General features: G+C 63.8%; 18 protein-coding genes and 1 pseudogene. 12 read left to right on the forward strand and 7 right to left on the reverse strand.

The window, feature by feature from the left end; genetic code table 11:
* From H2052_RS03100 to H2052_RS03125, 6 genes are all read left to right on the forward strand, one after another.
* On the forward strand, positions 1-1441 hold a 1441-nt coding region (locus tag H2052_RS03100), incomplete at its 5' end, for a DUF3363 domain-containing protein (protein WP_293777965.1).
* A gap of 116 nt (positions 1442-1557) precedes the next feature.
* Entirely contained in the window at positions 1558-1836 is a 279-nt protein-coding gene (locus tag H2052_RS03105; protein WP_293777968.1) for a hypothetical protein, read from the forward strand.
* 78 nt (positions 1837-1914) lie between these two features.
* On the forward strand, positions 1915-3177 hold the full coding sequence (gene dcm / locus H2052_RS03110) for a DNA (cytosine-5-)-methyltransferase (RefSeq protein ID WP_293777971.1): 1263 nt from the start codon (positions 1915-1917) through the stop codon (positions 3175-3177).
* Positions 3170-3628: a very short patch repair endonuclease gene (locus H2052_RS03115; RefSeq protein WP_293777973.1), complete on the forward strand. Its 459-nt coding sequence runs from the start codon at positions 3170-3172 to the stop codon at positions 3626-3628. Before dcm ends, H2052_RS03115 begins: the two co-directional genes overlap by 8 nt.
* Positions 3625-4848, forward strand: coding sequence for a type II restriction endonuclease (locus tag H2052_RS03120; RefSeq protein ID WP_293777976.1), 1224 nt, complete (start codon positions 3625-3627; stop codon positions 4846-4848). Before H2052_RS03115 ends, H2052_RS03120 begins: the two co-directional genes overlap by 4 nt.
* Positions 4849-4935: 87 nt before the next feature.
* The gene (locus tag H2052_RS03125; protein ID WP_293777979.1) at positions 4936-5589 is read left to right on the forward strand and encodes a competence protein CoiA family protein; all 654 of its coding nucleotides are present in this window, start codon (positions 4936-4938) and stop codon (positions 5587-5589) included.
* A 249-nt stretch (positions 5590-5838) separates the two neighbouring features.
* Here H2052_RS03125 and H2052_RS03130 read toward each other — a convergent pair whose 3' ends face one another.
* The 6 genes and pseudogenes from H2052_RS03130 to H2052_RS03155 all read right to left on the reverse strand — a co-directional run bounded on the left by H2052_RS03130 (position 5839) and on the right by H2052_RS03155 (position 10681).
* The gene (locus H2052_RS03130) at positions 5839-6519 is read right to left on the reverse strand and encodes an IS3 family transposase (protein WP_293777982.1); all 681 of its coding nucleotides are present in this window, start codon (positions 6517-6519) and stop codon (positions 5839-5841) included.
* Positions 6520-6601: 82 nt separating this feature from the next.
* Positions 6602-7456 (reverse strand): IS21-like element helper ATPase IstB, encoded by an 855-nt coding sequence (gene istB, locus H2052_RS03135; RefSeq protein ID WP_293777985.1) that lies wholly within the window; start codon positions 7454-7456, stop codon positions 6602-6604.
* Positions 7453-8706, reverse strand: a pseudogene (istA, locus tag H2052_RS03140) (IS21 family transposase). Before istA ends, istB begins: the two are co-directional and overlap by 4 nt.
* Positions 8707-8835: 129 nt before the next feature.
* Positions 8836-8970 carry a hypothetical protein gene (locus H2052_RS03145; RefSeq protein ID WP_293777987.1) on the reverse strand — a complete coding sequence of 45 codons (135 nt, stop codon included), beginning with the start codon at positions 8968-8970 and terminating at the stop codon, positions 8836-8838.
* Positions 8970-9323 (reverse strand): helix-turn-helix domain-containing protein, encoded by a 354-nt coding sequence (locus tag H2052_RS03150; RefSeq protein WP_293777989.1) that lies wholly within the window; start codon positions 9321-9323, stop codon positions 8970-8972. The genes H2052_RS03145 and H2052_RS03150 overlap by 1 nt, the downstream gene beginning before the upstream one ends.
* Before the next feature lie 164 nt (positions 9324-9487).
* The gene (locus H2052_RS03155) at positions 9488-10681 is read right to left on the reverse strand and encodes an RES family NAD+ phosphorylase (RefSeq protein ID WP_293777991.1); all 1194 of its coding nucleotides are present in this window, start codon (positions 10679-10681) and stop codon (positions 9488-9490) included.
* A gap of 329 nt (positions 10682-11010) precedes the next feature.
* Between H2052_RS03155 and H2052_RS03160 the strand changes: the two genes are divergently transcribed.
* From H2052_RS03160 to H2052_RS03185, 6 genes are all read left to right on the forward strand, one after another.
* Entirely contained in the window at positions 11011-11946 is a 936-nt protein-coding gene (locus H2052_RS03160; protein WP_293777992.1) for a hypothetical protein, read from the forward strand.
* 5 nt (positions 11947-11951) lie between these two features.
* Positions 11952-12896: a Shedu immune nuclease family protein gene (locus H2052_RS03165; protein WP_293777994.1), complete on the forward strand. Its 945-nt coding sequence runs from the start codon at positions 11952-11954 to the stop codon at positions 12894-12896.
* On the forward strand, positions 12893-13759 hold the full coding sequence (locus tag H2052_RS03170) for a restriction endonuclease (protein WP_293777997.1): 867 nt from the start codon (positions 12893-12895) through the stop codon (positions 13757-13759). Before H2052_RS03165 ends, H2052_RS03170 begins: the two co-directional genes overlap by 4 nt.
* Before the next feature lie 462 nt (positions 13760-14221).
* Entirely contained in the window at positions 14222-15985 is a 1764-nt protein-coding gene (locus tag H2052_RS03175; RefSeq protein WP_293777999.1) for an ATP-dependent endonuclease, read from the forward strand.
* The gene (locus H2052_RS03180) at positions 15982-17685 is read left to right on the forward strand and encodes an ATP-dependent helicase (RefSeq protein ID WP_293778001.1); all 1704 of its coding nucleotides are present in this window, start codon (positions 15982-15984) and stop codon (positions 17683-17685) included. Before H2052_RS03175 ends, H2052_RS03180 begins: the two co-directional genes overlap by 4 nt.
* A gap of 103 nt (positions 17686-17788) precedes the next feature.
* Positions 17789-18016: a hypothetical protein gene (locus tag H2052_RS03185; protein WP_293778004.1), complete on the forward strand. Its 228-nt coding sequence runs from the start codon at positions 17789-17791 to the stop codon at positions 18014-18016.
* A gap of 115 nt (positions 18017-18131) precedes the next feature.
* Here the strand turns inward: H2052_RS03185 and H2052_RS03190 are convergent, their stop codons facing one another.
* A complete protein-coding gene (locus H2052_RS03190) occupies positions 18132-19331 on the reverse strand; it encodes an XRE family transcriptional regulator (protein WP_293778007.1) in 1200 nt (399 codons plus the stop codon).
* Positions 19332-19347 lie beyond the last annotated feature (16 nt).

Consider the following 19347-nt stretch of genomic DNA (forward strand, 5'->3'; position numbering starts at 1 on the left):
CTTCAATACCGGACATCCGCACACGCATATCATCGTCCGCGGCAAGGACGTCCGCGGCAAGGATCTCGTCATCGCGCGCGAATATCTCTCGCAGGGCATGCGCGAGCGTGCCGCCGAGCTTGTCGATCTGGACCTCGGGCCAAGGCTGGCACGCGACGTGCGCGCGTCACTCCGGCGCGATGTGGAGCAGGAACGCCTGACGGGCATTGACCGTGCCCTTCTTCGGGATGCCGATGCAGCAGGATGGCTTGAGGCCGGCGGCAAGGATGTATTCGACCGGGCCATCCGTATCGGGCGTCTTCGCAAGCTCGAACGCCTGGGGCTTGCAGCGCCCGCGGGGAAACAGCACTGGCAGCTCGCTCCTGACCTTGAAGCGGCACTGCGGCAGATGGGTGAGCGCGGCGATATCATCCGCACGATGCAGCGCGCGTTCAGCGCGCGGGGCGAGGCGCCCGCTCTGGCCGATCAGCTCATCTATGCTCCCGCCGGGCCCGGGGCGCGTCCGCTTGTCGGCCGTGTGATCGAACGCGGGCTCGCCGACGAGCTCGAGGATCATCATTATCTGATCGTCGAGGCCACCGATGGCCGCAGCCATTACGTTGCACTCGGCAAGGTCGAGTCTGTTGAATTGTGGGCTGACGGTGCCATCGTCCGGATCACGCCTGAAACGCCCCGCATCCGCGAGGTCGATTATACCGTCGCAAGGGTCGCGGCTGCGAATGATGGCCGGTACGACGTCGAGGCGCACCTTCGCCATGACCCGGCGGCCAGCCGCGCCTTCGCCGAAATGCACGTCCGGCGCCTTGAAGCGCTCCGGCGAAGAATCGGCAGTGCCGCGCGCGAGGCGGATGGCAGCTGGAGCATTGCGCCGGATCATATCGAGCGGGTTGCGGCGTACGAGAAGGCGAAGCTGAGGGACATGCCCGTCAAGGTCGACGTCCTCTCACCGCAGCCGCTTGGCAGCCTGATCGGCGCGCACGCCGCGACCTGGCTCGACAGGCAGCTCATAGCAGGCGTTTCGGATGTCGAGCGGGACGCAGGGTTCGGACATGCCGTGAACGGAGCGCTCGAGCGGCGGCGACAGTGGCTTATCGCCGCCGGCTTTGCCGAAGAGGTTGCGGGCGAGACAATCTATCGGCCCGACCTTCTCGAAACACTGCGTCGGCGCGAGATCCTGCGCGTCGGATCGCAGCTCGCGCGCGAACTGGGTCTGGAGTTTGTCGAGTCCGGGGAAGGCGCGCAGATAAGCGGCGTCTATCGCCGCTCGGTCGAGACACCGGGCGGCCGCCTTGCGGTGATCGGACGCTCGCGCGATTTTACGCTGGTTCCGTGGCGGCCCGTGCTCGAACGGCATGTGGGCAAGGCCGTCTCGGGCATCGACCGCGGCGACGCCATCGACTGGACGATCGGTCGGGGGCGAAGCGGTCCGGAAATATCGTGACCGGCATTCGAACGGGCGCTGACGATTCGGCCGTCGGGGGGGCGACTCCCGCGCTGCGGCCGGACGATGTTTTTACGTGTTTGTCAGGCCGCCCGTCGGTGTGCCATCGTGCCGTCATGCGCACCGTGCCCATGCTTCCCGACGGGAACTACCCGTTCAACGACGAGCGCCTGCCGTTGGCACAGCTGGCGTGGATCGAGATGCCGCGTGAAATGGAAACGCTGTTGCGCGCGCAGGCTCGCGAGAACGACACGCCAATCATCCGCGGCGTGCCCGTGGAGCTGCGCTGCCAGGGGCTTGAGACCGGCGATGCCGTCTTCATGGTGTACTGGCCGCACGAGGACGACAGGCTGCACATGCTGGCGCCGCAGTCGTTCCAGACGGGCCGGGCTTGATAAGAACAAAAAAAGAACACTTGCTGTCCGGGAGTCTTTCCGCCAGGGTGACGTAAATCGACACAGATGGGGGCGACGATGCGCAAACCGGCGGTACGGCGGAACGAGTTCACGAGGCTCTGCGCCCGCGCCGGACTCACCCTCGGGGAAGCCGCGACGCTGATCGAGGTATCAGAACGCACTGCGTACCGCTACGCCGATGGTACGGGCCGTCCGTCGCGCCTTGCCCTTCGCGTTCTGCGCGATGCTGCGCACACGGGCGGGGAAGATAGGGACACCGACGGAGAGGTTCCGTTCCGCTTTATCGACCTGTTCGCGGGCATTGGCGGCCTGCGAATCGGCTTCCAGGGCATCGGCGGCCACTGCGTGTTCACGTCGGAATGGGACCCGCACGCGCAGAAGACCTACGCGCTCAACTTCCGCGACAACCATCCGGTGGCGGGCGACATCCGGCCCTATGCTGAAGACCCCGACCTTGTCCCCGGGCATGACGTGCTGCTGGCGGGCTTCCCCTGCCAGCCCTTCTCGATCGCGGGCGTTTCCAAGAAGAATGCGCTCGGTCGTCCGCACGGCTTTCTGTGCGACACGCAGGGGACGCTGTTCTTCGACACGGCGCAGATCATCGCGCACCACCGCCCGGCCGCGTTCGTTCTGGAGAACGTCAGGAACCTCGAACGCCACGACAAGGGGCGTACATTCGCGACGATCATGAACGTGCTCGAGAAGGAACTCGGCTACCACGTACAGGCGCGCGTCATCAGTTCGGCGCCGTGGGTGCCGCAGAAGCGCGAGCGCATCTTCATCGTTGGCTTCCGCGAGCCGGCTGCGTTCGACCTGAACGCGCTGAAATTGCCTGAAGGCGGCCCGAAGCTCGGCAGCATCCTTGAGCCGCACGAAGCTGTCGATCCGAAATACACGCTGACCCCGAAGCTCTGGGCCTATCTTCAGGCCTACCGCGAGAAGCACAGCGCGAAGGGCAACGGGTTCGGCTACAGCCTGTTCGGCCCCGGCGACGTCACGCGCACGCTCTCCGCGCGCTACTACAAGGACGGCTCGGAGATTCTCATCGACCGGCCCGGCGGCCGGCCACGGCGCCTGACCCCGCTCGAGTGCGCGCGGCTCATGGGATTCGACCGCGGCGAGCGACGCTGGAAGATCGCGGTCTCGGACACGCAAGCCTACCGCCAGTTCGGGAACGCCGTCGTCGTGCCCGTTGTCGAGTTCCTCGCAAACGCCATGAAGCCCCATATCGAGGCGGCGCTGCGGAAGCCGCAAGCCGCACGTCAAGCTGCCGTCACCGTGAGCCGTCCGGACCGGGCGCCGCGCTACGCGCATGGCTGACGTCGTTCCGGCTGACGTGCGCAGCCGGATGATGGCGGGCATCCGCGGCACGAACACGAAGCCCGAACTGCTGCTGCGCTGGGGCCTTCACGCGCGCGGCTTCCGGTTCCGCCTGCATGACCGCACGCTCCCCGGCAAACCCGACATCGTGCTGCCGCGCTACCGGGCCGTCATCCTCGCGCACGGCTGCTTCTGGCACGGCCATGACTGCCACCTGTTCAAATGGCCCTCGACACGGCCGGAGTTCTGGCAGGCGAAGATCGCGCGCAACCGGGAGGTCGACGCACGGGCTGAGGCGGCCCTCGCCGAGCTGGGGTGGCGGCAGGGCGTCGTCTGGGAGTGTGCGCTGAAGGGCAGGGCGCGGCTGCCTCTGGACGCGGTGATCCTTGCCTGTGCAGACTGGCTCGGATCGGACCGGCCCCGGCTGGAGATCAGGGGGAGAGAGGCATGAGGCGGGGACAGCTCTCGGATTTTTTCGAAGGTGTCGTGGTCAAGCGGCTGAGCGCCGTGGAGACGACGCCTGCGACGTCCAACCAGCATGAGTTCAACGGTGCAGCACCGCTGCGCCGCCTGCTCGGGGATGATGATCGCAGGAACATTCGTGCCCGCTTCATCTGGCTTGGGCAGGAACAGGAAGCAGTGAGCGTCGACGGGATGGTGAGCTGGTACGACGCCCGCCGCAAACATCCGACACGCAGCGAGCACAGGCTCTACTATCCGGCCAATGAGGTTACGGGGATGATGGAGGCCGGTGACGTCTTCTTTCTTGCCCTCTGCCGCGACGGCTCCGCCATGGTAATCATTGTACCTTCAGGCAGCACGATCCAGAACCAGCTGCTGTGGCTTTTCGGTCTCGAGGCGCAGCCGGAGTTCAGCTTCACGTTCCAGGAGATCGATCCGGCGCACAATGCCGAGCTCGATTTTGCCGCACGCTACATTCTCGACGAACTCGGGATCGAGCCGGACGAGCCCGAGGCCGATATTCTGGACGGGCTCATTGACGGCTTCGGGTTCACCTTTCCGACAACCCGCATTTTCTCGCAGCTCGCCCGCACTTCGCTTCCGGATGTCTCGGCCGCCGATGATCCGGACCGGGCGCTGATCGAATGGATGGACCGGGAAGAGCAGCTCTTCCGCCGCCTTGAAAGACGGATCGTCGCGGCGCGGATCAGCGACGGCTTCCGTGCCGCAGACGGCGCCGACGTCGACGGGTTCCTGTCTTTCTCGCTTAGCGTGCAGAACCGCCGCAAGGCGCGCGCAGGGCAGGCGCTCGAGAACCACCTCGAGGCTGTTTTTACCGCGCAGGGCATCCGCCATGCGCGTGGCGCCGAAACCGAAAACCGCAACAGGCCCGACTTCCTGTTCCCAGGACAGGCAGAATACCGCGATTCAGCATTCCCGGCCGCACACCTGACCATGCTCGGCGCAAAGTCGACGCTGAAAGACCGCTGGCGACAGGTCCTGTCGGAAGCCGTCCGCATCGAGGAAAAGCATTTGCTGACCCTCGAACCGGGCATCTCCGAAAACCAGACTGAGGAAATGCAGGCCAAGCAGCTCCGGCTCGTCGTTCCGCGCCGTCTGCACGGAACCTTCCGGCCTGCCCAAAAGGGCTGGCTGATGGATGTGTCCGACTTCCTCTCGGTGGTCCGGGCCCGTCAGGACAGGGCCTGAGGCCGGGCAGGAGACCGGACGATGCCGCTCAGCTGTCTGGGACCCGCATGGCACACGTATTCAGGCGTTCGACCTCGATGAGGCCGCGTGGCAGGCGCTCCGGACAGGAACCGGCAGAAGCGCCATTTGCGCATGACGTGCTGCCTGGCAGAGGTTGTTCTCAAGCAGTCCGCGCGCGGGACGCGGTTTTTCTCGCACAAACGTACCGGAGCGTGCACCACTGGTGACGAAAGTGAGGAGCACCGTCACCTGAAGCTTCTGGCGGTCGAGGCCGCGCGGGCGGCGGGCTGGCATGCCGAGACCGAGGTTTGCGGTATCTGCTCCGACGGCGCGCAGTGGAGGGCTGACGTCCTTGCGACACGGGGTAAGGCGCGCGTCGCTGTCGAGATCCAGTGGTCCGGACAGACCGACGACGAGACAATGAGACGACAACGGCAATATCAGAGCGCAGGTATCAGGGGGCTCTGGCTTCTACGCCAGCCACGCTTCCCCGTCCTGCACGATCTCCCTGCTGTCTGCGTGGGCGGTAGCCTGTCCGAAGGTTTCATCGCGCTTCTGCCGCATGCCGGTAGGCGCATGACCCGCGCAGACCGTGTTGACCATGGTCAGTGGCGTCAGGCGGTGCCGATGGCGGAATTCCTGAGGGCGGCGCTGGAGCGGCGCCTCAGGTGGGGCACGGCGGTGGATGTCTTCGGCGCGAGTGTCGAGGTCGACGTTCGCGCAGCACGTCAAGCCTGCTAGCATGACAGCTGTAACGCCCGCACCGATATCATAACGGCGGTAACGCTCTCCAATCCGGGGATGTGTCTGGAATTTTCGCTGGCCGACGTTGGTGAATATCCATCGGTTGCAGACCGGATCGTCGGAAGTCTGCCTCAGAACCCGGATGGCAGCATATCAAGCCGCGATACAGCCGTACACAAAAGCGGACTGTGAATCGGCCTGCAATATTGACCCTGTTTGGAGTGGGCCCTTTGGGTCGGACAGAGGTTATGCAGCTGATTTGACCATGGCGCGGGCGTGATGCTCCTCGAACTGCGCGGGGCTGAGGTAGTCCAGTGCGGAATGCAGGCGACGTTGGTTGTACACGTGATCGATGAAGCGCGGAAGTGAGGCGGTTACGTCCTCGAAAGTTTCGAACGCCATCGGGTAGACGGCCTCGACCTTGAGCGTCTTCATGAAGCTTTCCGCCTTTGCGTTGTCGTACGGATTGCCGCGCCGGCTCATCGATCCAGCAACCTCGTGTGCTGTCAGGATCTCGCGGTAGGCTCGAGCCGCGTATTGCGATCCGCGGTCCGAATGGTGAATGAGACCGGGCGGTGGCCTGCGGCTCTCAAGGGCGACCTTGAGCGCCGCCATGGCGAGGCGGGCGTCGATCGAGCGGCCGATCGCGTAGCCGACCACCTTGCGTGACCAGGCATCCAGGATGATGGCGACGTAAGCAAAGCCGCCCGTGATCGCGACATAGGTGAGATCGGCAACCCAGAGTTGATCAGGGCCGGTCAGTACGAGTGCCTTGGCCAGATCCGGGAAAGTCGGCAGGTCATGAGCGCTGTCAGTGGTGGCGATATAGCGCCGCCGACGGCGCGGCTGCAGATCATGCTCGCGCATCAGGCGACGGATGCGCTTGTGGTTGGCAACGATGCCCTGGTGTCGGAGGGCCGCGCGCACGCGGTGTCAATGGGCACCGAAGTTTCCGCAGATGTGGGCACTTAAAATTCCCTATGTTGGTGGTTTGGGTGTGTTGCGGTGATCAGCCGTATTCGTGATCGGATTTTCCTTTCGTCGGTGGTCGTCCGCGGCGTTTTTGCGGCGGATTGAACGCGGCGCCGTTGCGCACGTTTTCGGGGACGAGCGCGGCGTGCTCGCGCATGCGGTAGCTGGAGCCCTCGATCTGGATCACGACGGCATGGTGCAGCAGCCTGTCGAGCAGTGCGGTGGCGACGACGGGATCGCCGAAGACGTCGCCCCATTCGGCGAAGCCCCGGTTGGAGGTGAGGATCATGGCGCCCTTTTCGTATCGGGCGTTGACGAGCTGGAAGAACAGGTTGGCGCCGCCCGGCGTGACCGGCAGGTACCCGATCTCGTCGACGACGAGCAGCGATGTCCTGGCGAGGAAGCGGATCTTCTCCCTGAGCATGCCTTCACGCTCGGCTTTGGTGAGTTGAGCAATCAGATCGGCGAGCGGGATGAAGTAGACCGCTTTGCCGGCGCGCACCGCCTCGACCGCAAGTGCCGTGGCAATGTGGCTCTTGCCGGTGCCGGGCGGGCCCAGCAGATGGACAACTTCGGCGCGTTCGATGAAGTCCAGGCCGGCGAGCGCCAGGATGCGGTTGCGATCGAGCGATGGCTGGAACGAGAAGTCGTAGCCGGCCAGCGTTTTGACGACCGGCAGCCGGGCCATGCGCAGGGCCGCCTTGATCCGCCGGTTCTCGCGCAGCGACAGCTCTTCGCCCAGCAGCTCGTCGAGCGCCTCGATTCCGTCGATCTGTCCCTGCTCGATACGCCGCAGGGTCGCGTCGAGGATTTCGAGCGCGCGAGGCATCTTGAGGCTGACCAGGCTCCGGCGGATGGAGTCGACGCGCGCCGATGGTGCCACGCCGTTCATGGCCGGCTCTCCATGGCGAGGCTCGCGCCGATGGCCTCGTAGACCGCCAGCGAGCGCAGCGGCACATGGTCGCCGATCCGTCCTACCGTCATCGGCCGATCCTGTGGTCGCGACGTGGGTCGTCCCATGCGATGGTGCCGGTCGATACGATATTGTCGGCGCCCTTCGAGCACGGGGTGTTCGGCAACGACGATGCCGCGGTCGATGATGCGGACCAGATCCGGCAGCTGCTCGATCTCGACGACCCGGCGCGTTCGGTCGGGAACGCTGTAATAATTGCCGCCGACGGCCACGAGCCCGTCGTGGCTGACCCGCCGCTCGAGCTTCAGGACCGCATTGAAGCGGTGCTCGGGCAGGCGCTGCAACTCTTCCTGTTCTTCGGCGAAGGCCTCGGCCACCACGCGCTGGGTCGTACCGTGCACCCGCGCATTGGCGACGGTGTCGAGCCAGTCGATGAGCTGGGCGTTGAGATCCTCCATGTTGCGGAAGGATCGCCCGAGGAAGAAGTCCTCCCGGATATAGCGGAAGGGCCGTTCGACCTTGCCCTTCGTCTTGGCGCGGTAGGGACGGCAAGCTCTGGGCTGGAAGCGGTAGTGCCTTGCCAGCCCCAGCAGCGAACGATTGTAGACGATGTGCCCCTGGTCATCCTCCCCGGTCACCGCCGTCTTCATGCGGTCGTAGAGAATCTCGATCGGCACGCCGCCCAGCGCCTCGAAGGCCTGCATGTGACAGCGCAGCAGCGTCTGCAGGTCCTGGTGCAGGACATAGCGGGCGAACAGGAAGCGCGAGTAGCCGAGCACCAGGCTGAACAGCCAGACGATGCGTACCACCCCCGGTTCGTCGGTAAACTCGACGACGAAGCGGGCGAAGTCGACCTGGCCCTGAACGCCGGCCCTGGTCTCGAAGCGAACCTCGTAGGGCTTGGGATCGTGCTCGGGGCGGATCGCCGCCAGATAGCGCTTCACCGCCGTATAGGCGCCGGAATAGCCCATCTCCCTGATCTCGCGGGTCAGTCGCGAGGCCGTCAGATCGGGGAACGCCGTCACCCGTTCGCGCAGGAAATCCATGTAGGGCGCGATCTTGCAAGGCCGACCCAATTTGCGCGGGCCGTACGCCGGCACCTCCACGCCGCGCTCGATTTATTTGCGCACGGTCTTGGGATCGCGCCCCGTTCGGCGCGCAATCGCCGTCACCGACAGCCCCTGCCGGTGCAACTCCAGTATCATCATGGCTTCTCCAAGTCGGATCATCGGCGCCGCCTCCCACAGGAGGTCATCGCGCCGATTTTGGCGTTGCCCAATGCGCCGGGGTTAACCCCGGCGCATTGGGCAACCACGTCCAACAATCAGGGAATTTTCAAAGCCCACTTTCGCGGAGAATTACACGCCCACTGACACGCGGCGCCAGCCATAAGCCTCGAACTCATCGCAGATCGCCTTGATCGCGTCGAGCAGTTCAGCCTCGGAAAGGCTTGGCGGCGGCTCGCGGTAGTAGGTCGAGCGGGCGATCTTCATCAGCTGGCAGCCCCGCTCGATGGATATACCGCTGGGCCGGCGATCGCGGATGTAGGCGCGCTTCTCGCGCGCTGTGTGCTGCGAGCAGCCCCTTTTAGAAACTCAAGCTCGAGCGCCTGCTTGCCGACCAGGCGTTCGAGTGCGGCGATCCGCGCCTCGTACTGCTGGATCAGGTCGGCCGCGTGGGCATCGTCGTCGAAGGCTCCTGCTTCGTACTTCTCGATCCAGACACGGACCAGCTGGCGGGAAATGTCATGGCGCTTCGAGAGCCCATGAAGCGTCTCACCCCCGAGGTACTCCTGGACGACCTGCCGCTTGAACTCGAGGCTGTGGGATCGGTGTTGTCTCGACATAGGCTCTTCTCCAGGAGCCCGACACCAGGGTCAAACAATCTCATTCCGCGTGTCCGACCCAAAGGGCCCACTCCACTCGGGGGTCAAGATCCCGCGCCGGTTGACAGCCAACGATTATTCCTCCGAAGTATCCCATGTGCGGGCTCGGTCGGCACGTACACCCTCTACCCATTCGAGGTCCGTCTCTCCGCGTTTCCAATAACCCGCAGCCCATCCTTGCGCACACGCAGATAGGCTTCGCGGCCGTCAGCGTTCGGATCGAAGCGAAGCTCGTGCGGTCGAAATCGCGCCCAGTCACCCAAGCCGAGATCGTCGGCCTCTTCCTCAGCCTTTTCCGGCTTCGGCGGCACCTCTTCAAAGACGGCGTAGTCGCGCTCAGGTCCGTCCTCACTCGTCGAGAACTGGTGCACCGACAACTCGGTCCCATCGGGAACGTCCAAAGGATCGACGCGGGACGCATGATGAAAAAGCACGACATTGCGCTGATCGCCCGGCTGCTGGACCGAACGGAAGAGGATGCCGTCCAGGCCCGGCGCGGGTCGCCGCGCAAGATAGCCGGCAATCATCTGCGTGATCAGATACTCGGTCGGCTCGTCGTCCGGCATCACTGGCGTCGTGATCCGGTCGCTCAGCCGCGCCATGAATTTCGCGAGCGCAAGGCGCCTCTCATAGTCAGGCTCGAACAGGCTGCCCTCGACATACAGCGACTGCAGCGCCGTTACGTCCAGGAGACGCACGTCCCTCAACAACTCGAACTCGCCTATGACGGCCCTGCTGCCGACCGGCGGCCGCACCTCGGCGAGCGCCACCTCGGGATCGGATGCGCCATAGAAAGCCGCAATGCCATGGGCGTTCATCCGCCCGGCTCTCGCTTTCGTGGCCGGCGGGGGTCCTAGGTGAAGGTCCGGCCGCAATAGCGCGTCGTCCAGCTCGGTGTCTTGATGGAACGCCCGTGCCCGGAAGAAGGTCTTGATCTCGTGATCGGGGCCGGCGGTCACGATCACCGGCTTGCCATCCCGCGTGACCTGCCCGTCGACTTCGTCGAACAGGCAACCCATCAGGGCCTCGGCGGCAGGATTGAAGTAGCGCGCCTCGACCTTCAGCGAGCGTTCCAGCTCGTGCCACTCTGCCGCGATCTCGCGATCGTCGACCCCCTTCGACTCATAGTGGCTGTCGCCTCCGAACTCGCATTCGTCGCCCATCTGCGCCGCTTCGAGATCCGCGTGTCGTTCCTCAAGGATGTCGAGTACGGCTTGAGCAAGCTCCTCGCTGATCGAGGCAGCATCGGCTATCGCGTAGAGCACCGGTTCGCCATGACGGTACCACTCAAAACTGATCTCGCGGTCGCGGATCAGCATTTCCTCGAACATATCGGGATCGGGCGACGTACGTTCGAAATGGCGGTCGAATGCGCCTTCGACATGGTCTGCTAGCTCCTCGACCGTAATCGTCGCTTCCTCCTCGGCACCGCAGAACGCGCACTCCGCTACGACGCCGTCTTGATCGATCAGCCCGCGAAGGAAGTCCTCGCCGACACAGCCGCGGCAGACCCGTTACTCATCATCCTTATCATTCGCCATCGACTCCTCCCGCGGAAGATCGCTCTATCCGGTAAGCGTGGTATTGCCATTTTACGTAAAATGATATAGTTACGTCAAACAATGATTCTGCGTGAAGGGCCAACCCTATGGAGTTCCGCTCGCCTACCGTCGCCGCCCAGCAGAACGCCGAGGCAATCGCCTATCTCACCAAGAACCTCGCAGATCAGGACGCCGGTCGCGCCCAGGTCAATGAGCTGATCCATGAGCTTGGCAACGCGGTTGACCGCTATCCCGACTGGCATCCCATCCTTACCGCGGCCGCACGGAAGGCTGGTGAGCACATCTCCAGCATAGAACAGCTCGAAGCCTATAAAGGCATCGACCACACGCGGCAGTTCGTCCGCGGCTTCGTGACCTGCCCCTATTCGCGCGAAAGAGCCGATAAGATCGTGGCCTCGGTAGGGAAGATACCAGACTTATATGCGCGCAGGCTCGACACACCGCTTTACGCGAACGATGCCCACCCGGTCGTCGTCGTCGCCATGAACGTCGAACTGGAGGCCGATGGCACCATCCGCAGCCGAGACGCGATCGCCTGGTTCGTGCAGCGTGCCGCGGCCTCTGCCAACGGTGCTCAAGTGGCGGAGACTTGGTGGAACATCCGCTCCCATATTCTCGGCAAGCCGCACGGCTCGCGATCGTCGCTCTTTGTGAACCAGCATGCCGGCCTTCACATGCGCAAAATCCTCGAGGCAATGAACGCCAGCGGCATGTTCGGCCCCGTCCTCGAATACTCGCTCGACATGCTATCACCCAAGAAGCGCGATGCCGTTGCCCGGACACTCCTCCGAAGCGCGATAGATGCTTGGGATGGGGAGAGCCCCTCATTCGAATTCGAGCTGCGCGGCGAGACCTGCATGGCGGCCATTCGGGACACCTGGAGCGACGGTATGGAATTGTCCATCCGCATCGAAATCGGCAAGCACGACCTTTACGTCACTGGGTTCCACTACCCAAAGGAAGACAAGATCACGCATGCGGACCCCACCGGCCGCCGCGATGTTGCGGAAAAGTTCTTATAGGATCCATGCCCCGAACAGCGGCCCGTCGCCCCCGCCAACAACTTGGACAAGAGATAACGGTCATCATGCGAGAAGTGCCCAACGAAGCGCTAGCCTCCGCGTTCGAGCAGCTTCTCGACGACGCGGACAAAGACGAGAACGACGTTCAGGCTTTTTTGGAACAGCACACCGAGCTGCTCGACACCAGCCCTTGGCTGCTCAATCACCGCCTTCACATGAACTGCGTGATTGCGAAGTTCCCGATCGGCGGCCGGACGGCTGACTTTGCCTATCTCACCAAATCATCCGACCGATGGACCTTCGTGCTCGTCGAAATCGAGCGTGCCAGCAAGCCGCTTTTCACCTCCAGCAGCAAGCACGTTGGCAACTCGTCGGAATTCAATGAGGCGCTCGCCCAAACCGCCGTATGGCGCGACCATTGGGAGCAACATCAAGCGGAAGTGCGCGAGCGTCTTCTGCCGCTGCTCGTCCCGCCCCCGATGGCGCGGAATCGCATCGAACTGCGCCGAGTCCTAGTCATCGGTCGGTCGACCGGAAAGGATTTCAGCCAGGCACAGCGCGATCGTATCGCTAGCATCGAGGAGGATCAGAAGATCAAGATCCTCACCTATGACTCGCTCCTGCGGAGCTACCGATCCGGATGGGGCGAGAAGAAGTGCGTCCTGTCGCCGCGCTCCACCGGCTATGCGATCAAGCACCTGGACGGCTGGCCCAAGCTGATCTTCGCCTATGTCCTGCCCGAGCACCTCTCTGTGCCGGCATCGATCGAGGCACGGCTGAAGACGGAGGGCTACCAGATGCACGCGTGGCGCAACAATCAGCTGCTGCGTTTCAACGAGAAATGGGCAACCGAGCCGACCGACGAGGAGGCCGGCGACGTGCACCCTGCGGTGCTCAGGGTCATTCGCGCCGCTGACAGAGCGCGCCCATCAAAGGCGAAGCGGCGATGAGCAGCCTGCGCTCGATCGAGCTTGGGCTGATCGACGAGGTCTTCCGCGGCGGCGAGAAGGGCTATGTGCTCGATTTCTCGAACCGGACCTTCGCCGAGTTCTTTGTGCGGGAGCTCGATATCGACATTGACGCCCCTCAATACGCCGTCGATGGGTCCTCCAAGGCTAAGCGGTTGCGCTGCTTTCTGGGCCAAGTGGACGACGGGACGGCAGCGCGGACACTGCGCGTCCTCTGGGAGCAACGTGAGGCGCTCCGTGGGCCCGGCACGCCGGATCCGATGCCTCGGGCAGCCGCTCAGGTCGCCGGATTAATCGCCAGGCTCGAAGGCACCGCTCCGCTCACGCCAGACAACGTCGTGCCGGCGCCGATGCTCGATGCGATCGATTTCGCACGGCTGCGAGACCGGCTGATCGCCATTCGTGATCTTGAGCCGCATCGCCGAGGCTATGACTTCGAGCGTTTCCTCACCGAACTCTTCGACGGCTTCCGTCTGAAAGCGCGCGAGCCCTTCCGCCTCGACGGCGAGCAAATCGACGGCAGCTTCGAACTCGGGAACGAGACCTACCTGGTCGAAGCGAAGTGGCTCAACCGCAAGGTCGGCGTTGCTGAACTCCACACCTTCCACGGCAAGGTGGAGCAGAAAGCGTCTTGGGCGCGTGGGGTGTTCATCAGCTTTGGCGGCTTCACTGAAGAGGGACTCCGAGCGTTCGGTCGCGGCAAACGCGTGATCGGTGTTGAGGGCAAGGATCTGTACGATGCGCTGGACCGCTGTATCGGCATCGATCGGCTGCTGGCGCTTAAGGTGCGCCGCGCCGCCGAGACCGGGGAGGTATTCGCGCCTCTCGCAGGTCTAATGCCCTGAGTCGTTGAACGTACGGGCGCAAAGCCGACCGGCTGATCTGCGCGACACGAATGACGGGTTTCAGCAAGAGCCGCCGCTCACATCGAAGACGCTGAACCTCTTGAGCTGGTCGAGTGCTGCCCGTGCGATCGGCACCAGTAGCGTGGCAAGTGCCGCCGCCAAAGGCGCCATCCGGTAGGTTGATTCGGATCCCTCAAACCTGCCTTTCATCTGTCAAACGGCCACACCGGTTCGTCAAATGGGTTTGGGACATTCCCGCCGTCCGCGGGCCTGAAGACGAAAGTCTGCTTTTGGCAAAACCGGCCTTGCCTAGGCGGTTAGCTGCTACTTTTGATCTGACTTTGCGACAAGAATCCTGAGCCACTAAGGAGCAATAAGCGGTAATGGGGGTGGTGCGGTGCTCGTCATGTCCGTTCCTATTGGCGAGAATCCGGGGAAGTTCGCCAATCGGGGGTGAAGAGCATGCATCTGGCGCAGCTGACGATCAAGAATTTCAGGCGTATTGCCGAGGCGACCTTGCTCTTCCGGCCCGGCCTCAACGTTATCGTCGGGCCCAACAATATCGGCAAGACTGCGGTGGTCGACGGCCTGCGCGCGCTGCTCGCTGGCGTCGACGATCCCTATCCTCGCTTCACGCTGGACGACATCCATCTACCCAAGGGGGGCACGGCATCCGGCGAGATACTCTTCGAATATGTCTTCCGCGGGCTCAGTCTGGATGACGAGGCCGACTTCATCCATGCACTGCGGGAGCGTGAAGACGGGACAATCGAAGCCGTGATGGGTGTGACCTACGGCGATGCCGATAAGTCCGGTCGCCTTAAGCCGCGGCGCTGGTGCGGCGACTTCAACGAAATCGCGATGACCTCCGCGATGCTAGAGAACCTGCGGAGCGTCTATCTCCAGCCACTGCGCGATGCCGAGCTCGGCCTGCGGCCCAGCCGCAACAGCCAGTTGTCGCGGCTGCTGCATCTCCTATCCGACGATGCCGGCAAGGTCGCGATCGCGACGGCACTCCGCCAGCTCGACGTTACACTGCGTGGCCATAAGCCGATCATGGATACGCACGCAGCGATCACCAGCCGGCACGGCGCAATGTTAGGTCCAAAGCTTGCCCAGGCGGTCGAAGTCGGGCTCGCCGGGACCGATTTCAGCAAGCTCGCAGCGCGCCTGTCGCTCGTCGTCGACACGTTCGAGATCGAGCGCAACGGCCTCGGCTACAACAATCTAATCTACATGGCGGTGGTGCTAAGCGAACTCGCTAAGAATGCCGACGCCGCCTTTCGCAGCCTAATTGTCGAGGAGCCCGAGGCGCACCTCCATCCCCAGCTTCAGGCCGTTCTGCTGCGCTATCTTGCCGAGATTGATTCGAGCACGACGGGCGAACATGCGGTCCAGGTGTTTGTCACCAGTCACTCGCCGAACTTCGCCAGCATCGCCGATCTCGACTCGGTCGTCTGCCTGGTCGAAGCGGGCGGCACCGCGACCGCCTTCCACCCCCGCACCGTGCCGTTCGGCAAGGGCAAGCGCGAGAAGCTCGCCCGCTATCTCGATGTCACCCGAGCAGAGCTTTTCTTCGCGCGACGCGCGCTGTTCGTCGAAGGCGCCGCCGAATTGCTGCTCGTCAGCGTGCTGGCGAACGTCCTCGGGCACGACTTACGCGACCACGGGGTCAGCCTGATCAGCGTGGAGGGGCTGAACTTCGACTGCTTCATGCCGCTGTTCGGCGACAAGGCCATCGCCATCCCTGTCGCGGTCCTCACCGATGCCGATCCGAGCATCAAGGTTCCTAAGCCTGGAACCAAGCCAGGTGAGAAAGTGAAGTACGACACGGTGGCGCTCTATCCCACGCTCGCCGACGTCATCGAACCCTCGGCCACCGCGCAATCAATGCTGGCGTTGCAGGACAGCTTGGTGAAGGTGTTCCACGGCCAAAAAACCTTCGAATATGATCTCGCGCTCATCGCTGGAAACCGCCCAACGATGTTGGCGGCGCTCAAAGACCTTCATCCTCAAATTGCCGAAGATCTCGCGGCCGAGGTCGGCGCTGCGGTTGGCGAGGCCGAAAAGGCGAAGGTCCTGTTCAGGGGCATGTTCGAGCGCGACAACGGTAACGTGTCGAAGGGTCGCTTCGCGCAGGCGTTGGCATCGCAGATCCAGGACAACAAGCTCGCGATCACCGCGCCGGCCTATATCCGCGACGCGATCGAGCATGTCTGCCAATGACCGCGTTGCTGTCGGACGAACAGGCCGGAATCGTCGCGCTGCCGCTTGGCCCGCTCGCGGTCTCGGCCTGCGCGGGCAGCGGCAAGACGCGCACCGCTGTCCACCGGCTCGCCGCGATGCGCCGGCTTTACGAGGGCAGGGGTATCGTTGCCTTGCTGTCCTTTTCGAACGTCGCGGTCGACACGTTCAGCAAGGAATATGCGTCCCTTCTGCGCGACCTGCCGGTGATCGGCCGCTCTGCCACCGTCGAGATCGACACGATGGACGGGTTCATCACCACCAACATCCTCCGTCCACACGGCCACCGCGTCATGAAATGCGCGCGCGCGCCGTTTCTGGTCGATGGCGCCGAACCGTTTCTGAACAGCTTCACCGTATGGGACGGCAGCCGGCCGAGGCCGACCACCGAGATCGATTTCGCCTGCGACGGCGCAAACTTCAAATTTTTGATCGGCAAGAACAAGGCAGAGCTCCCGGCTAACTGGGCCGCACCCGCGGTCGCCAGCCTTGGCAAGACCGGTGCCTATACCCATAATGCCGGGCGCTATTGGGTCCTGCGCGTGCTGCGCGAAAAGCCCTTCGTCCTGCGCGCGCTCGCGCGCCGCTATCCCCATATCCTTGTCGACGAGGCCCAGGATATTGGGCCTGAGCATCAAGCGGTCCTCGAACTGCTAATCGGGGCGGGTTCGCAGGTGTCGCTGATCGGGGATCCACATCAGGGCATCTTCGACTTCGCGCGCGCCAAGGGCGCGTTCCTCAAAGCTTATGGCGACCGCGCAGGCGTCGCGGCGCGGAGCCTCACCGTAAACTACCGCTCGCTGCCGGGGATCGTCTCCGTCGCGAACAGGCTGATCGGCGCGCGCGACACCGCGGCCAGGGTCGCCACCACCGAGCGCCCTTCGGCCTTCTACATGCCGTACAAGGCCGCGTCGCGCGACGCGGCGCTGGACTCGTTCCGCAGTCTGCTCGTTGCTGCGGGCCTCGATCCCGCAAAAGGCGCGGTCTTGTGCCGTTCGAACGATCTGACTGCCGAGTGGCGCGGTGAGATGGACGCGCAGGGAGTCGGTGTCGTCCGCTGCCTAGCCGAGGCGGCGATCAGCCGCGAACGTCGCGACTTCCTGCGCGCGTACCAGCAGACCTGTCTTGGACTCACGGGCCTACTCGCGCCGAAGCACGGTTCGCTTGCGGTCGACCTCGCGCGGCCCGCTGACGAGACGATGCGGGGGCTGCGCCAACGCATCTGGGCGTTCGTGCGCGATCCTGCGTCCGGGCTGCCCGCAGCGAGCTTGATTGCCGATACCGGCTGGCACCCCGCGCTGAAGGCGCGCGTTACCGGTCTGGTCGCGGTGCTCGGTGCCGAGTTTGGGCTACAGGCCGCCGAAAATCTCGGCCAACGCCTGGCGAAGAAACAACTTCCCAATGCACCGTTGCTCGCAGCCCCGATCCTAACGGCGGCGGCAGCGCCCTCGTTCCGCACCTCGACCGTGCACCGGGTAAAAGGCGAAAGCATTGATGCCGTCCTCTACGTTGCCAAGAAGTCGCACGTCCGCGCTTTGCTCGACGGCACCGACACCGAAGACGGGCGGATCGGCTACGTTGCGCTGACGCGTGCCAAGGACCTGTTCGTTCTGGCGGTGCCGGACACGGCCTTGCGCGCATTCGAGCCGGAGCTGCACGCTTCTGGCCTGGTGCGTGCGTGACGGCTGTCCGCGGACGCCGAACCGCTCGTCGCGACCGGTAGTGCGTTGTGCGCGAGGAGGGCGTTGCGATGGACAGGCTCAGGCCGTCCATCAGATAGGTAAGGTGAACGCGCGTCGGGCTGTTCGATGGTCGCCCGAAATCCCGACGCCGCTGACCAACGTCAACGGTCTGGTCGTCGAGGGGCTCTGCCGTGTGCGCAACAGCTATCATCACGGCGAGAAGTTCGTTGGCGGGCCCGAGGGACAATATCATCGCGACAGGGTGCTGGTCGCCGAGGCGCATGCGGTGCTGGACGAGGCGGTCGCTTGGTCGCATCTTATCAAGGGCTGACTTGTGGCATTGATGACGCCGTTTCCGGGCGTAGAGACCTGGGTCGCTTGCCAACCGGCATGGCGCACGCGGCACCTTCTTCTGGTGTGGGCGCAAACGACTGATGCGAAGCTAACTAAGGTTTGCGCCGATCGCTCAATGACACGACTTCAGCATCCCCGTCCGTACGCGCGCTAACGACGCGCATCGACGGTTTCAGTCGCACCAAGTTCGGCGGCGCGGGAGAGAGATATTCCTCTGAAAGTCCGCTCAGGTTCGCGATGTCCGCAGCGCTGAGTCCGATCTCTCGAACGAGGTCGGAGCGACTGACGATGCCCTCATCGAGGATCATCTCAATCGACGCAGCAAGATTATGAGGCTGCTCAACCGGCAACTCGCCGTCCAGGGGCTCAAACCCGCGCCAGCGCCGATAGCTGTAATACTGCCAGAGTCGCCGCTCGTATTCGGGCGTGATGCGTTCCATTGCGGCCAGGCGCTTGATCATTGCGGCGACGGCGACTTTCCACTTGGGCTTGATGCTGAGCAGCGCCTCCAGCGAAAGCGAGTAGACGTCGTCGCCGAACGAGGACTCGGGCAGCAGGAAGGCGCCGGCGAAGGCCATGGCCTGTTCTTCGATGAGTGTGAAATGTTCAGCCAGGTTTTGAGGACTGACTCGGCGATGCAGGACGACGTGCCCGAGTTCGTGACCAGCATCGAACCGGCGGCGCACACCGACGTTCTTATCCCGCGCTAGAAGAATGTAGGGTCGGCCATTCTCGGCCCAACGCGAAACCCCGTCGAGCTTGGCCGAACCGATCTCGTCCTGGGCAACGACGATGCCGGCGTTCTCGATCACCAGCAGAAGGTCCTCTATAGGCTCCTCGCCGAGCGACCAATGTTCGCGCAGTGCGCGCGCATAATGCTCGATGTCCGCGATCCGCAGCGTCCGGAAATCGCGATTGCCGATCAGGTCCGGAACATCGACCGTCGGCAGTTCGACGTGCTCGCTCACCGCATTGTCGATCGCCTCGACAAAACCGAGCTTCGCCTCGGCCTTGTCCCGCATGCGCCCCAGTTCCGACTTCATCGAGCGGAAGAAGGCAGCGCCTTTCGCTCGGTCGACCGGCTTGAAGAACCAGCTCACCTCGACTCCGAGCACCTCCGCGAGACGTGGCAGAACGGCAGGGTCGGGCTTCTGATCGTGATCGTCGCTCTCCCACTTCGAGATCGTCGTGTCGGCCCGCTCGACAAGCTCGGCCAGTTCCTTCTGTCGAAGTGCGCGCGCGCCGCGCGCCATGCGCAGCCGCGCTGGCACGAACCCTTCAACGCCGGGCATGATGCATCCCGTTCAT

It is taken from the genome of Sphingosinicella sp. (assembly GCF_013911755.1).
GTDB lineage: Bacteria > Pseudomonadota > Alphaproteobacteria > Sphingomonadales > Sphingomonadaceae > Sphingosinicella.

Coding starts and splice junctions, on each gene's coding strand:
- H2052_RS03160 (WP_293777992.1), top strand. CDS start 11,011: ATGGAGTTCCGCTCGCCTACCGTCGCCGCCCAGCAGAACGCCGAGGCA.
- H2052_RS03150 (WP_293777989.1), bottom strand. CDS start 9,323: ATGTCGAGACAACACCGATCCCACAGCCTCGAGTTCAAGCGGCAGGTC.
- dcm (WP_293777971.1), top strand. CDS start 1,915: ATGCGCAAACCGGCGGTACGGCGGAACGAGTTCACGAGGCTCTGCGCC.
- istB (WP_293777985.1), bottom strand. CDS start 7,456: ATGAACGGCGTGGCACCATCGGCGCGCGTCGACTCCATCCGCCGGAGC.
- H2052_RS03175 (WP_293777999.1), top strand. CDS start 14,222: ATGCATCTGGCGCAGCTGACGATCAAGAATTTCAGGCGTATTGCCGAG.
- H2052_RS03155 (WP_293777991.1), bottom strand. CDS start 10,681: ATGCTGATCCGCGACCGCGAGATCAGTTTTGAGTGGTACCGTCATGGC.
- H2052_RS03115 (WP_293777973.1), top strand. CDS start 3,170: ATGGCTGACGTCGTTCCGGCTGACGTGCGCAGCCGGATGATGGCGGGC.
- H2052_RS03120 (WP_293777976.1), top strand. CDS start 3,625: ATGAGGCGGGGACAGCTCTCGGATTTTTTCGAAGGTGTCGTGGTCAAG.
- H2052_RS03170 (WP_293777997.1), top strand. CDS start 12,893: ATGAGCAGCCTGCGCTCGATCGAGCTTGGGCTGATCGACGAGGTCTTC.
- H2052_RS03165 (WP_293777994.1), top strand. CDS start 11,952: ATGCCCCGAACAGCGGCCCGTCGCCCCCGCCAACAACTTGGACAAGAG.
- H2052_RS03105 (WP_293777968.1), top strand. CDS start 1,558: ATGCGCACCGTGCCCATGCTTCCCGACGGGAACTACCCGTTCAACGAC.
- H2052_RS03145 (WP_293777987.1), bottom strand. CDS start 8,970: ATGAAGATCGCCCGCTCGACCTACTACCGCGAGCCGCCGCCAAGCCTT.
- H2052_RS03180 (WP_293778001.1), top strand. CDS start 15,982: ATGACCGCGTTGCTGTCGGACGAACAGGCCGGAATCGTCGCGCTGCCG.
- H2052_RS03190 (WP_293778007.1), bottom strand. CDS start 19,331: ATGCCCGGCGTTGAAGGGTTCGTGCCAGCGCGGCTGCGCATGGCGCGC.